Genomic DNA, 12,093 nt, shown 5'->3' on the forward strand with positions numbered 1-12,093 from the left:
CCATGAATGATGTGAACAAAGTCACTCTTAGTGTGGGTGGGCACGACTACGCCGGTTGGTTGTCGGTCAGCATTGGTGCTGGCATTGAGCGACAGGCGCGGGACTTTACCCTGGGGATCACCTGGCGGTGGCCGGGTGGTGGTGACGTGCCGATCAGAATCCGCCAAGGCGAAGCGCTGGAACTGCGCATTGGCCAAGACCTGGTGTTAACGGGTTACGTGTTTTCGACGCCGATCCGTTACGACGCTGAGTCGATAACGCTGAGCGTTGCCGGTCGTTCTTGCACGGCGGATCTGGTGGACTGCGGCGCGGTCAACAAACCGGGCCAGTGGCGTGGCCAAAGCGTGCAAAAGATCGTTGAGGCCATTGCCGGTGAGTACGGAATCAAGGTGGTTAACGATGCCAAGACTAGCGAGGGCATTGAAGATCACACGATTGAGCCGGGGGAGACGGCCTTTGAAAGCATCGACCGGCTGTTAACACAGTCACTTTTGTTCAGCACCGACGATGCCGAAGGGCGCCTAGTGATCGCCAGTCCGGGCAGCGCTGGGCGTGCGGTCGACACCTTGGAGCTGGGGAAAAACGTGCTGTCCGGTGAAACCAGTCTGGACTTTTCCAACGTCTTTTCCGAGTACGTCAGCAAGGGCCAGCGCAGCGGCACGGACACCAGCTTTGGGGCTGAGGCCAGTGAGATCGAAGCTCGGATAGTTGACGAGCGTATCAAGCGGCGCCGGGTGAAGGTCATTAACCAGTCAGGCCAATCGAGCGAAGCGATTGCGCGTAAGCGGGTCGAGTGGGAGCGGGCCAACGCTATCGGTAAGGCCTTGACGGTGAGTTACACCATTCAGGGGTGGCGACAAAGCAATGGGGCGCTGTGGCAGCACAACATGATTGTGCGGCTGGTGGATCCGCTCATTGGTTTTGATCGTGACATGTTGATCAGTGAGATCAGCTACGAGCTGGGCAAGGAAGGCACCACGGCAAAAATCACGGTGGCCCCGCCTGAAACCTTCTTGCCCGAACCGAACGACGCTTACGAAAAGCGAAAGCTCAAGAAGGGCAAATCTACGGACAACTTTGAATACCTACTGCCAGCGGACTACAAGCCATGAGAAACGGCCTAGCAAACGTTTTAGCACGCGGCGTGGTGGCCTTGGCTAACTCGGCCAGCAAGCTGCAAAGCCTTCAACTGCGATTGTTGGCCGGTGAGGTCAAGGACGGGGTTGAACACCTGGAGCCCTACGGGTTCACGTCTTGCCCGCAAAGCGGCGCCGAAGCGCTGGCAGGCTTTATCGGCGGCGACCGCAGCCACGGTGTGGTGATCATGGTGTCAGACCGTCGTTTTCGCCTGCAGGGGCTCAAGCCGGGAGAGGTGGCCCTCTACACGGACGAAGGCGACCGCCTGCACTTCAAGCGCGGGCGGGTGATCGACATTGAAACCGTGACGCTGAATGTCAAGGCGTCTGAGTCCGTGAATTTCGATACGCCGCTGCTCACAGCTACCGGGCGCATTGAGTCGGCCGGGGATCAGATCGCCGGTGGGGTCAGCCAGATGAAACACCTGCATGACGGTGTTGAAATGGGCGACAAAGAGAGCGGCCCGCCGGTCGGAGGTGGGGCATGACGCGTGAGGAAACCTTGCGCCGGGCCGTGACGATCAGCCTCTTTACGTGGCGCCGCGCGGGGCCTGATGACGTGGTGGATGACAGCGACCGAAAGGGTTGGTGGGGCGACAGCGTGCCGTCTGTTGCCGGCGACAAAATCGGGTCGCGGCTGTGGCTGTTGTCGCGCCGCACACTGGTGGCTGACACGCTCAAGGACGCCGAAGCCTACGCGAATGAGGCGCTTGCCTGGCTGGTCGATGACGGGGTTCTGACGCGCGTTACGGTAACGGCAGAACGCCAAGGCAACGACCGCATGAATTTGCGGGTGACGCTCATCGAGCTGCACGGCGAAACGCTGGAACTGAATTTCAATGATACGTGGGGGCTGATCAATGGCGTATGAAATACCGACGCTGCCAGCGCTGATCAAGCGCACTGAGTCCGACTTTGAGCGCAACGCCCCGGACGCACTGCGCCGCACTGATGCCAAGGTGGCGGCCCGTGCGCTCAGTGGCGCTGTCTATGAGCTGTATGGCTTTCAAGCCTGGGTGGCTCGCCAGTCCAACCCGGCAACGTGCGACGAACCCATGTTGCTCAACTGGGCGGATTGGAGGCTGAGTGATGGCCGAAAACCTGCTGTTTCAGCCACTGGGATCGCGTTTGTCGAGGGAGCCAGCGGCGCCTTGGTGGATGCTGGCCAGCTTTATCAGGCGAAAGATGGGCGCCGCTATGCAGTGGTCGACGCGGTAAAACTGGTTGCGGGCCGGGCCAGCTTGAAACTGAGCGCCGAAGACATGGGCGCAATAGGCAACATCGAGGGCGGCACTCTAACGGCGGTCACGCCGGTAATGGGTGTCAGTCCTGATGCCGTGATAGGCCCTGACGGAATTGTGGGCGGTGCTGATCAGGAAAGCGTTGAGGCCTTGCGCACGCGGGTTCAAGCGGCCTTCAAAAACCCCAGTAAGGTCGGTAACGGGGCCGACTTTGAAGAGTGGGCATTAGAGGTGCCTGGTGTTACCCGGGCGTGGGCTTTGCCGCGCTGGATGGGGCCAGGCACCTTTGGTTTGTCATTCGTGCGTGATGGTGATCTTGACCTGATCCCTACGGCGCCCCAAGTGGCCGCTGTTCAAGCCTACTTGGATATTAAACGCCCAGTGACGGCGGAGGTTTACGCGGTTGCACCGCAGGCTCGCCCGATGAATTTCAGTCTGCGCGTAATGCCTGACAGCACCGCGCTACGTGCTGCTGTTGAGCAGTCGTTGCGGGTGTTGATTGATGATGAAGGCGGCCCTGGGGCAACGCTGCTGATAACGCACGTGCACGCCGCGATCAGTAATGCACCTGGTGAAGTTGATCACGTATTGCTTGAGCCCGCCGTTGATGTAGTGATGGGGCGTAATGAAGTCGCGGTGCCGGGGGTGTTCACATGGATGTGACTGAGGCGAGTTACTTCCAGCAACTGCAACAACTGTTGCCGCCGGGGCCTGCGTTTGATTTGGAGCTACAGCCCGACTGGGCGCAGTTGCTGGCATCCCTTGCGCCGGAACTGGCGCGGGTCGACGTGAACAGCGAAGCGCTGTTGCTGGAGTTAAACCCGGCAACCGCTACCGTCTTGTTGCCCGTGTGGGAGGGTTATTTGGGTTTGCCTGACCTGTGCGTGGTTCCGGGGTCGCAGAGCCTTGAAGAACGCCGCGCGGCGGTCATAGCCAAGCTGACGGCCACCGGCGCGCCTCAGTTGAGTTACTACCGCAAATTGGGCATGCAGAGCGGTGTGCCGATCCAGATTGAGGAATTCCGCCCGTGCCGGGTCGGTACGGCCAGCGTGGGCGATTTTCTATATGGGGATGGCTGGGCGTGGAGCTGGATCGCCTCGGCGCCCATTGAAGCCTATGGCACAGAAGCTGCGGCAACGCTGGATTGCCGACTGCAGCGAGACGCACCGGAATACACCGAGGTAGTGCTGGGTTTCGGCAAAGACGTTGTAGAGGGAATCGCCCTGCAGGTGGATCAACTCTTTAACGCTGTTCACTACGTAGTGCCGGCGGCCGTGAGCGGCATCGAGGATTTATAACATGCAAAGAATTTCTGCCTGGACGAAGCTGGTAACAGCTTTGGGGCTGTTTCGTATCGGCACCGTTACGGGTGGCGTTGCACCTACGCCGCTCAAGGCTGAGTGGCTGAACATGATTCAGGAAGAGTTGGTCAATTTCATTCTGGCTTATCTGCCTGAGCTGGACGCTAACGACAACACGCAGTTGCTCAAGGCTATTCGGGCGTTTGGTGAGCGTTACCCAATCAAAGCCACTACGTTGGGCGGGTACGGAATTACCGACGCTTACATAAAGGCTGAGACGTACTCACAGCCCGAAGCGGACTGGCTCTTATCTAAGAAAGCGAACAATGCCATTACGTTGGCCGGGTATGGCATAGGCGATGCCTACACGAAAGCGGTGATTAATACGCTGCTTGCAGAAAAGCAGGCCCTTATCGACCAGTTGGCCAGCACCAAGCAAGACAAGAACACGGCCTTGATGGCAGCTACCGGATGGCATCTTGATTCAGCCACGGGCTTCTTGGAGCAGTGGGGCAGCGGTGTTTGTGGGCCTGACTCGACAACGGCGGCTATCGACTTCCCAAGGCCTTTTGCGGCGGTCTACAACTGCTTTGGTAACAAGGTAACGCCTAACGCTGAGGATGGTGACGGCAACGCTGCAGGAGCGCGAGCCATCAACTCAACGCAATACCAACTCTTCAACGACACCGATAAATACAACGCCACGATTCACTGGCGTGCGATTGGCAAGGCGCCGGGCTTTTAAGGCCAGCCTGCTAACGGCTAAAAATTCAAAGAACACCAAGCCCGGTCAGCGGGTTTTTTTTCGCCTGGAGAAACATGCATGACAGATATTTCAGCGTTGGAGGCCTGGGCCGGTCAGGTTGCAGAGGCTGCGGAAAAATCCACTGCTGCGGCGCAAAAGCAGCATGAGTACGTCAATGGTGACGCTTCAAAGGATGTGCTTACAGAATCTGGCCCAGTTCCTTCGATAGCCAAGCAAGTAGTACTGGCCCAAAACATAGTTACTGAGGTGCTAAAGGACGTATCGGCGCAACTGGCTACGGCTGCGCCTTATGACAGCATCGAAGAAGGACTGGGAGTCACGCCCAATGGCGGCGCATTTACTGTGCGTAGCTTGGATCCAAAAGTTTACCGCTACGCCTATGTAAACCGTAACGGTGTAGCTGTTCCAGATGGTACGTACTCTAGTGCAAGTGCCGTCACCACAATTGAGGATGACTTAAAAATAATTGCTGATCGAAGCACTGATCGCTTTTACAACGGCAAGAAGGTATTCAGTGCCGAGGCCGATTCGTCTGGCAGCCCCTCGATTGTCACGCTGGAAGATGGGAGCGTGGAAATTCCCAAGCTGGTCTTGGCCGGATCTGCACTGGAACTCGTTCAAGATCGGATTGATACAGCTGTTGCTGGTACGGCTACCGTTGATGCCATTTGGCCGACTACAGCGCTTGGTGCCTTGGCACAGGCCTCACGGCGTAGAGTTGACTTTGTGATGATCGGCGACAGCAACCAAAAGAAGGACGGTTACGGATGGGGCGGCGGGTTGATGCGCGCTCTGCATGATCGATTCGGTTGCTATGCAACGGCGGTAGGGGCGCAGACTCCTATTTCGTTTTCAGGCTATACGTTGACTGGTGAAAGCAACTACGGTGTGGGCGGTGGTGCTACTCATGTGTTGCCTACTGAGGTGGCTGCAGTATCGCCGGGTTATTCTTTCGAATTGCCAGAAGGCTCGCTTGCAGGGATGGGGCCTGCTTATCTGGCTGACGGACTGATGATCACCTCTGGTGCCAGTGCTGGAGGCGTTGGTGTGGCCGTTGATCACGCCATTGGTGTGTCCAACCTGCTACGTGCGCACTACGCATGGGTAAGCCTGACATCGGGCGCCGGCGTGTTTCAGGTCAAGTGCCGCATTGACGGCTCGCCCTTCACTGTAATTGCTTCGGGACCATCGACCCCGACAAATACAGGGGAAAATTCTCTGCATCGGCAGACGCTTGATATTCCGGCGGGCATTCGTACCAAGGGGCTTGAATGCAAATGGTACGTTCCAGGTGGGTCGGCACTGGTCGGTCCTTTTGCGCCGGCTTGGTTTCGCCTAGAAAATCCAGCCAAGCACTCAGGCGTGTCGGTTAGTACCTTCTACGGAGCTGGAGGGCAAAGCTTATACGACATGGCGAACTACCTGCTGACCGCTCCTATGCAGGTCTTAATTAATTGGTTTGGTGAAACCCGGCGCCTGCAACTGTTGGCCGGACAAAAGCCGATGGTGGTGGTGTACATCAATAGTGCACTGAACGACCAGAACGAGACGCTTACCCCAAGCTTCGGCTGGCGGGAAAGCATCGATGCGAAATCCTCGACGGCCTACCTGGACAACTTGGAAGCCATCGCTAAACGGATCAGTGATGTGTGGCAGAAAGCGGGATGGGATCAAGAAGAATTGTTCTTTATGGTCATGCCGTCTCACCCAGTGTCCAACCCGGACGCGCCCAAGCTGATCGGTTACCGCAAGGCGGCGTTCTCTTTCGCCCAGAATCGTCAGCGCGCCTCGTTTATCGATCTGACTCTCATAACCGACGCCGATGAGATTTTAGCGAACAGCTGGTACATGGGCGTCGGTGGTAGTGATCGCAACCACTTGTTTCAAGTTGCCTATAAAACATTAGGTGCCCGCGCAGTGGCATTAATTCCGGAGTTGGCCGTATGACAAGCCTAATCACGCATCTACAGAACAGATTCAGCGATAGCGCGATGGATAAGTTAGTTCGAGATAAAGCTATATCCACAGGTACTCGACTTCTGTTCGACTTCTCAAACAGCTACAGCAATCCGAACCCAGACGGCGCACTTGCATTCGGCGCTAAATTTGTGAATTTGGTTGACGGTGCGCCGGGGGCTGTTATTGGAGGAGTTAACGCCGCAGCGCTAGTAAATGGTCGGGGTACCTCGGGTGGGATCAAGGCACCAGCCTCAGGCGCCAATGGCCAGAGTGTTTTGCTTGGTAGTTCTTATAGCTTGCACGAAGCATCTCCCAGCTTTATCGCACTGGCTTGGGTCAAATGCCCAAGTGATGCTGTGGCATCTTCATATCAGACAGTTTTTTCCCTGATTGGGACGAACAATCAAAACGCACTATTTGCAATGGATACAGGGCCTGACGGAAAAACCCCACGGGTAAACGCTAATAGCCATAACAACGTGCCCGTCTTTAAAGTCGTACCTGGCTTCACGCTTGACGTTGTGCATCAGATTGGGGTTGCGTGGCGGCCGGGTTTCGTCGATGTAATCTTGGACGGGCAGATAGTATCGACCACTACCAACGTAAATACCGATCTGCTCGATCTGTCAGCATATAACCTGCAGGCGCTCACTGCCCGGCAGAGCACGACGCTTTATCGCGTCTTTTTTGAAGACTTGAGCACAGCAAAGCGAAACGCAGCCGCGGCTGCAGCAGCTGATTACTCATCGGCAAAAGGTTTGTATTCATAAGCGCGCAGCAACTGCTGCAGGTCCTCCCTATCGCCGGCCAAGTTGCCGGCTTTTTTACGTCTGGAGTTTAACTATGCCAAGAATTACAGAACAGCAGGGCATCGGCCGTAACCTGCTCGCATTCCTCGACATGATCGCTTGGTCCGAACTGGGCAGCGATTATCTGAAACGATCGGACGATGGTTACAACGTCATCGTGACCGGGATCGACGGCAAGCTTGAGCTATTCAATGACTACTCAACCCATCCATTTTCGGGCGGTCGAAAGTCCAAGCAGATCAACAGTCGCGGGCTGACTTCCAATGCCTCTGGCCGCTACCAACAAATGCTCAAGGACTGGCCACACTACCGCGATCTTTTGAGGCTCCCGGACTTTGGTCCTGTCAGCCAGGACAAGCTTGCGATTCAGCACATCAGAGAATGCAGGGCGCTTCCCGATGTGATCGCGGGACGAATCGAACCCGCAATCGATAAGTGCCGGAATATCTGGGCCAGCCTGCCGGGCGCCGGCTACGGCCAGCGCGAACATCGACTGCAGGATCTTATTGCGCAGTACGAGCGGGCATTAAAGGTGGTGGTATGAGCCCGGCACGTGGGCTGGGCCTTGCGGTACTGCTGGCCGTTGCTTGTTTTTCCACATGGAAAGTGGACGCATGGCGCTACGGCAAACAACTGGCTGATCTGAGCGCAGAACATCAAGCCGCTCTTACTCGCGCAGCCAACGTCAACTCCACCTTAATCCTGGAAGAGCAGGGCAAGCGCTTTGCCCTTGAACAATGGCTGGCAGCCAGCGACCAAGCCCACTATCGAGCCCTGACCGATGAGAAAACCAATCAAACACGCCTGCGTGATCGCCTTGCTACTGCTGACCTGCGGCTGTCAGTCCTACTCGACGCCACCGACACAGCTGGTTGTGACGCAATGCAAGCCACCACCCGCCCCGGCGGCGTGGTTAATGGCTCCCGTAGAGCCCAACTTGACCCAGCGCATGCTCAACGAATTATCGGAATCACCGGGGACGGCGATCAAGGACTGATCGCATTGCAGGCCTGTCAGGCCTACGCAAAAGAAGTATCAGCTACGAAATACTAGGAGCGGCCGGAGTTGGATCCTTTGCCGTAAGCGGTACGCTGTACCTCTTGTCATTTCAAAGTCGTAGTTTGATCGAACCGACCTCTGGCTTTGCACGCTCAGTTGCGTGTTAAAGTACGCACTTACAAGCAGATGCGGCGCCCATTAAGAAGGAACGATTATGGATAGCAACCTACAGAACAATATTGAAGATGCGTTTAATTCAATGCTGCGTACAGACTACATTCCTCTGAGGGATACCGCGAAACTTCAACGGCTATCTCGCTATTATGTCGACTATTTCGGATATCTTCGACAGGTGGTTGGCGAGTCGGATCAACTAATTGTAGGAAGAAGGGGGACGGGTAAAACGACGCTTTTATATAGGGCGCTCATAGAGTGTGTGCACTCTTGGGATCCGCAGATTGAATCGCGGGCGAATAAAAGAACACTTGCAGTATATTTGGATCTTAGTAAGTGTCAGACTTTGTCAGATACAAGTGCGAAAAATTTTGATGAGTTTGAACATGTTTTCGTATCTGAATTGGTAGACTCTATAAAGGACGAGCTTGTACGCAACTGGCCGGATCTTGGAACTGATCCAAATCTTTTCCAGAAAGTCTTTTCTCGAAACGAAGTTAAGCGTAACAGTGATTCTGCGGTGGCGTTAGGTAAATTATCGTCGATCGTGCTGTCTGGGGTGCCTAGGAGCGAAGAGGAAGTTGGTCCGCGAAAGTATAAAAGTAAAGATATGGCGAGTAATGCTTCAAGTCATAAGGGAGGGTTTGGGGGTAGTGCAAAAGGTATTAATATCTCATCTGAGTTTGGTGAGTCGGACTCAGTAAGTTATGAGGATGAGATTGAGTCTTCTCGCTTAATTAAAAGTCGTCTTGCTATTACCGATATTCTCAGAGTGCTCGGTGAGTTGAGAGATGCATGTGAGATGAGTCATATTGTCATATTGGTTGATGAATTTTCATCGGTTACTCAAGATCTTCAGCGTAGGTTTTGCACACTTTTAAGAAAGATTTTGGGAAATCATTCGGGTGTTTATCTTAAAGTATGTGCCATCACTGATAATTACAGCTTGGGCAGCTCAATAATATTGCAAAGAGATATATTTCAGTTATCGCTTGATTTGGACGCGTATGTAGAGCGCAGTGATAATCTAGGCAGTGCGATGGATGGTCTTCGAGAACTGACTAATACGTTAGTGACCGAGCGGCTGCGTGAATATACCACTCGACCTCTTAATGATATTTTCGAAGATCCAGCTAAAGCCTGGGTAGGGCTAAGTAGATCCGCAATGGGTGTGCCTAGGACTGTTGGGATAGCACTAAAACAAGCCTTTTATCGTTGTATTCAATCGGGGCGTTCTAAAATTCGACAGAGTGATATCGAATATGGAATAAAATATGCTACAAAGGCATATCTCGATCAGTTTTTAGGTGCCGCAGGAATAGCAATTCCGAGTTATTGTGAAGATATATGGGGGGCGCTGACTGATCGAGCAATCGAAGAGAAATCGAAAGTCGATACGACGGCATCTCACTTTATGATTCTCCAGCGCAATGAAGAAAAACTACGCTATCTGAATATGTTTTTTTTGGTGCATTTGATAACTAAGGGGCGTACAACTAAGAAAGAAAAACTATCTCGAAGTTTGTATTCTTTTGACTATGGCGTGTGCTTGGAAAATAATCTTGAGTATGGGACGGATAAAAATACTATTCGCCAGCAACGCTTTGCTTATGATGATTCGCTTGCTGAGTTTGATAAGTATTTTGTTAAGACTCTTGAGAAGCAATTTCAATGTACCAGTTGCTCCACTCTCTATAAAGAATCAGACCTGGATGTGGCTGGGCAGCTGCTAGCATTCTGTCCTAAAGATCGAGCTGACCTGAGAGAGGTAGTTACCGAGGATATGTATAGGGCTGACTATACTGAAGAAGAAATAAAAATAATAGGCGCAATACGCTCCTCTCAAGAAGAGGATAAGTTGTTGGCTAGGCAAATTGCCGATGACGTGGGCTGTTACGTCCAGAAAGTTGCAAAATTTGGCGAAAAGCTTGAGCGAGAATTTGTGATAGAACGAAAGTTACATGACGATGTAGGTAAGAAAATATACTTCAAAGGTGGGGGGCGTTAGTTTTTATCTGCTTTGTGAGCTCTAATATCTAAAATTGGAGAGTGTAGCGTGCTCCCGCTGCTCAAAAGCAGAGGGGGCTAAGAAATACAAGGCACAGCACCTTCTGGAGATAGTCAAGTACTTAGCCTGGTTAAGCCTTGCATTACTGAGACGGTACGCACAAGCAGCGAGCATGAATTAGTACAGCGGTTAATACGCGTATTCACAGATTTTTTCCCGGTAGACAGAACGCCAGATGGGGGTGTAATCAGTTCCTAAACAAGAGGTTGCCCCCTGATTCCACGTGGCTTACAGAGCAAAGAATTAGCTATAGTTTCGGAAAGAAATATCGCTACAGCCCATGGCCCGCTTGAGTTTCCCTACCGGGTTGCAAATCCGCCCACGCCGGTTCGATTCCGGCTTCGGCCTCCACATTCAATGCCCCGTAGATTAACGTCTACGGGGCTTTTTTGTTGTGTGCTAATCATCGGACTCGAACAGCAAGGCCGTCTCAAAATCTTGCCCGCAATGCGGACGTTTTGCCTTTTACTACCAACTGCTGGGTGGAAGGCGACGTGTATGGAAAATTCGCAGGACTTGCAACTTACCCAGCCTGATTCGGTAAGGGATCACATAAGGCCAGTTCGGCAGTGGCCATTCACGCGTGCCCGGTAACCTGCCTTCTCGGCCTATAGAGGGGAACTGTGACAATTGTTCAACACTCGCCCTGATGGCTTTAACGAACTCGATAGCGGCCTGAGGGTTTTCCACGGCGATGTAGGTAGCCTCATCATCCAGATTCTTGAGTGCTGTCCTTAGCCACTCAACCCTCATTGGCAGACCATTTGTTCAGTGTCGCGGCGACTTCATTCTCAGAGGCAAAATCACCCGCATCGGCTTCTTCAATGGCTTTTTGGATCTCGGCTATCTGCCAGGCTTCACGCGCCAAATAATCGCGCAGTGCATCGATGGCTAAAAAGGACTTGCTGCGGCCGGTTGCCTTGGCCAAATGGGCGAGCGTGTCTGCCATATCGTCAGGCAGGCGCAGAGACATAATGGACATGGTGACCTCGGTGTAGTGATGTGTAATACAACATACTACACCTGCATACATAAGAATGACCCACCGACCATCGGGGTTGCCTGCATACAGGCGATAAATCGATCAATACATAAACCGTCAACTGGCCCGCCATGTGCGGGTTTGCACAGTGTTTTCTCGCCTGGTTTGAGCGCGGCGCATTGAGATAGCTCGACCATCCTGGTTGCGTTCCACGAATACCAGCACCAGAACGACCCCCATAACCTCGACCATGAAGATCTCCATCAACCGATCTGCATCCTGTTGAGGCGAGCGGCGAAACTAGCCTGTTTGGGATTTTTTTGAACCTTCCTTGATTCTGTATTTGTGTGGGGATTTTCTAACTTGGATTATTTTTTGAATCCCACTTTTCGCATCGTCGCAGACAACACCTCACTGATAAATGACCGCGGCAGCGCCTTTCAAACATAAGTTAGACCCTGTAGGAGCGAGCTTGCTCGCGATCTTTTGATCTTGATCCAAGAGGCCCCGTTAAACCACGCAGCCGATCGCAGCCTTCGTACCTCGTCAGCGACTACAGTTGCCTGAAATAACGATGCCCGTGTATGGACCGGGGACATCGCGAACACTTTGTTCGGAGACATAGCGAACAGTTAACGAAGCTTTTTCCCTGATATTA

At 53.4% G+C, this 12,093-nt stretch carries 13 protein-coding genes; 11 read left to right on the top strand and 2 right to left on the bottom strand.

Features of this window, described 5'->3' with window-relative positions:
* Window positions 1–2 precede the first annotated feature (2 nt).
* The 11 genes from AAEZ03_RS11640 (at window position 3) to AAEZ03_RS11690 (ending at window position 10,393) form a co-directional block, all read left to right on the top strand.
* Entirely contained in the window at window positions 3–1,112 is a 1,110-nt protein-coding gene (locus AAEZ03_RS11640) for a phage baseplate assembly protein (RefSeq protein ID WP_350578691.1), read from the top strand.
* Window positions 1,109–1,624, top strand: a complete 516-nt coding sequence (locus AAEZ03_RS11645) for a phage baseplate assembly protein V (protein WP_350578693.1) — start codon at window positions 1,109–1,111, stop codon at window positions 1,622–1,624. The genes AAEZ03_RS11640 and AAEZ03_RS11645 overlap by 4 nt, the downstream gene beginning before the upstream one ends.
* The gene (locus AAEZ03_RS11650; RefSeq protein ID WP_048391739.1) at window positions 1,621–2,007 is read left to right on the top strand and encodes a phage GP46 family protein; all 387 of its coding nucleotides are present in this window, start codon (window positions 1,621–1,623) and stop codon (window positions 2,005–2,007) included. The genes AAEZ03_RS11645 and AAEZ03_RS11650 overlap by 4 nt, the downstream gene beginning before the upstream one ends.
* Window positions 1,997–3,040 (top strand): baseplate J/gp47 family protein, encoded by a 1,044-nt coding sequence (locus tag AAEZ03_RS11655; RefSeq protein ID WP_350578696.1) that lies wholly within the window; start codon window positions 1,997–1,999, stop codon window positions 3,038–3,040. The genes AAEZ03_RS11650 and AAEZ03_RS11655 overlap by 11 nt, the downstream gene beginning before the upstream one ends.
* Window positions 3,031–3,675, top strand: a complete 645-nt coding sequence (locus AAEZ03_RS11660; RefSeq protein ID WP_350578698.1) for a putative phage tail protein — start codon at window positions 3,031–3,033, stop codon at window positions 3,673–3,675. The genes AAEZ03_RS11655 and AAEZ03_RS11660 overlap by 10 nt, the downstream gene beginning before the upstream one ends.
* Before the next feature lies 1 nt (window position 3,676).
* Window positions 3,677–4,423: a gp53-like domain-containing protein gene (locus AAEZ03_RS11665; protein WP_350578701.1), complete on the top strand. Its 747-nt coding sequence runs from the start codon at window positions 3,677–3,679 to the stop codon at window positions 4,421–4,423.
* 78 nt (window positions 4,424–4,501) lie between these two features.
* Window positions 4,502–6,391 (top strand): hypothetical protein, encoded by a 1,890-nt coding sequence (locus tag AAEZ03_RS11670; protein ID WP_350578703.1) that lies wholly within the window; start codon window positions 4,502–4,504, stop codon window positions 6,389–6,391.
* Window positions 6,388–7,173, top strand: a complete 786-nt coding sequence (locus AAEZ03_RS11675) for a hypothetical protein (protein WP_350578706.1) — start codon at window positions 6,388–6,390, stop codon at window positions 7,171–7,173. The genes AAEZ03_RS11670 and AAEZ03_RS11675 overlap by 4 nt, the downstream gene beginning before the upstream one ends.
* 73 nt (window positions 7,174–7,246) lie before the next feature.
* Entirely contained in the window at window positions 7,247–7,756 is a 510-nt protein-coding gene (locus tag AAEZ03_RS11680; protein WP_350578709.1) for a glycoside hydrolase family 24 protein, read from the top strand.
* Window positions 7,753–8,265, top strand: coding sequence for a lysis system spanin subunit (locus AAEZ03_RS11685; protein WP_350578712.1), 513 nt, complete (start codon window positions 7,753–7,755; stop codon window positions 8,263–8,265). The genes AAEZ03_RS11680 and AAEZ03_RS11685 overlap by 4 nt, the downstream gene beginning before the upstream one ends.
* Before the next feature lie 160 nt (window positions 8,266–8,425).
* On the top strand, window positions 8,426–10,393 hold the full coding sequence (locus AAEZ03_RS11690) for an ORC-CDC6 family AAA ATPase (protein ID WP_350578715.1): 1,968 nt from the start codon (window positions 8,426–8,428) through the stop codon (window positions 10,391–10,393).
* A 528-nt stretch (window positions 10,394–10,921) separates the two neighbouring features.
* Here AAEZ03_RS11690 and AAEZ03_RS11695 read toward each other — a convergent pair.
* Together AAEZ03_RS11695 and AAEZ03_RS11700 are read right to left on the bottom strand one after the other, a co-directional pair.
* Entirely contained in the window at window positions 10,922–11,206 is a 285-nt protein-coding gene (locus tag AAEZ03_RS11695; protein ID WP_048391434.1) for a type II toxin-antitoxin system RelE/ParE family toxin, read from the bottom strand.
* A complete protein-coding gene (locus tag AAEZ03_RS11700) occupies window positions 11,196–11,435 on the bottom strand; it encodes a CopG family ribbon-helix-helix protein (protein ID WP_123748789.1) in 240 nt (79 codons plus the stop codon). The genes AAEZ03_RS11695 and AAEZ03_RS11700 overlap by 11 nt, the downstream gene beginning before the upstream one ends.
* Window positions 11,436–12,093: the final 658 nt, after the last annotated feature.

It is taken from the genome of Pseudomonas sp. HY2-MNA-CIBAN-0224, from assembly GCF_040310285.1.
GTDB lineage: Bacteria > Pseudomonadota > Gammaproteobacteria > Pseudomonadales > Pseudomonadaceae > Aquipseudomonas > Aquipseudomonas helleri.

Coding starts and splice junctions, on each gene's coding strand:
- AAEZ03_RS11640 (WP_350578691.1), top strand. CDS start 3: ATGAATGATGTGAACAAAGTCACTCTTAGTGTGGGTGGGCACGACTAC.
- AAEZ03_RS11645 (WP_350578693.1), top strand. CDS start 1,109: ATGAGAAACGGCCTAGCAAACGTTTTAGCACGCGGCGTGGTGGCCTTG.
- AAEZ03_RS11650 (WP_048391739.1), top strand. CDS start 1,621: ATGACGCGTGAGGAAACCTTGCGCCGGGCCGTGACGATCAGCCTCTTT.
- AAEZ03_RS11655 (WP_350578696.1), top strand. CDS start 1,997: ATGGCGTATGAAATACCGACGCTGCCAGCGCTGATCAAGCGCACTGAG.
- AAEZ03_RS11660 (WP_350578698.1), top strand. CDS start 3,031: ATGGATGTGACTGAGGCGAGTTACTTCCAGCAACTGCAACAACTGTTG.
- AAEZ03_RS11665 (WP_350578701.1), top strand. CDS start 3,677: ATGCAAAGAATTTCTGCCTGGACGAAGCTGGTAACAGCTTTGGGGCTG.
- AAEZ03_RS11670 (WP_350578703.1), top strand. CDS start 4,502: ATGACAGATATTTCAGCGTTGGAGGCCTGGGCCGGTCAGGTTGCAGAG.
- AAEZ03_RS11675 (WP_350578706.1), top strand. CDS start 6,388: ATGACAAGCCTAATCACGCATCTACAGAACAGATTCAGCGATAGCGCG.
- AAEZ03_RS11680 (WP_350578709.1), top strand. CDS start 7,247: ATGCCAAGAATTACAGAACAGCAGGGCATCGGCCGTAACCTGCTCGCA.
- AAEZ03_RS11685 (WP_350578712.1), top strand. CDS start 7,753: ATGAGCCCGGCACGTGGGCTGGGCCTTGCGGTACTGCTGGCCGTTGCT.
- AAEZ03_RS11690 (WP_350578715.1), top strand. CDS start 8,426: ATGGATAGCAACCTACAGAACAATATTGAAGATGCGTTTAATTCAATG.
- AAEZ03_RS11695 (WP_048391434.1), bottom strand. CDS start 11,206: ATGAGGGTTGAGTGGCTAAGGACAGCACTCAAGAATCTGGATGATGAG.
- AAEZ03_RS11700 (WP_123748789.1), bottom strand. CDS start 11,435: ATGTCCATTATGTCTCTGCGCCTGCCTGACGATATGGCAGACACGCTC.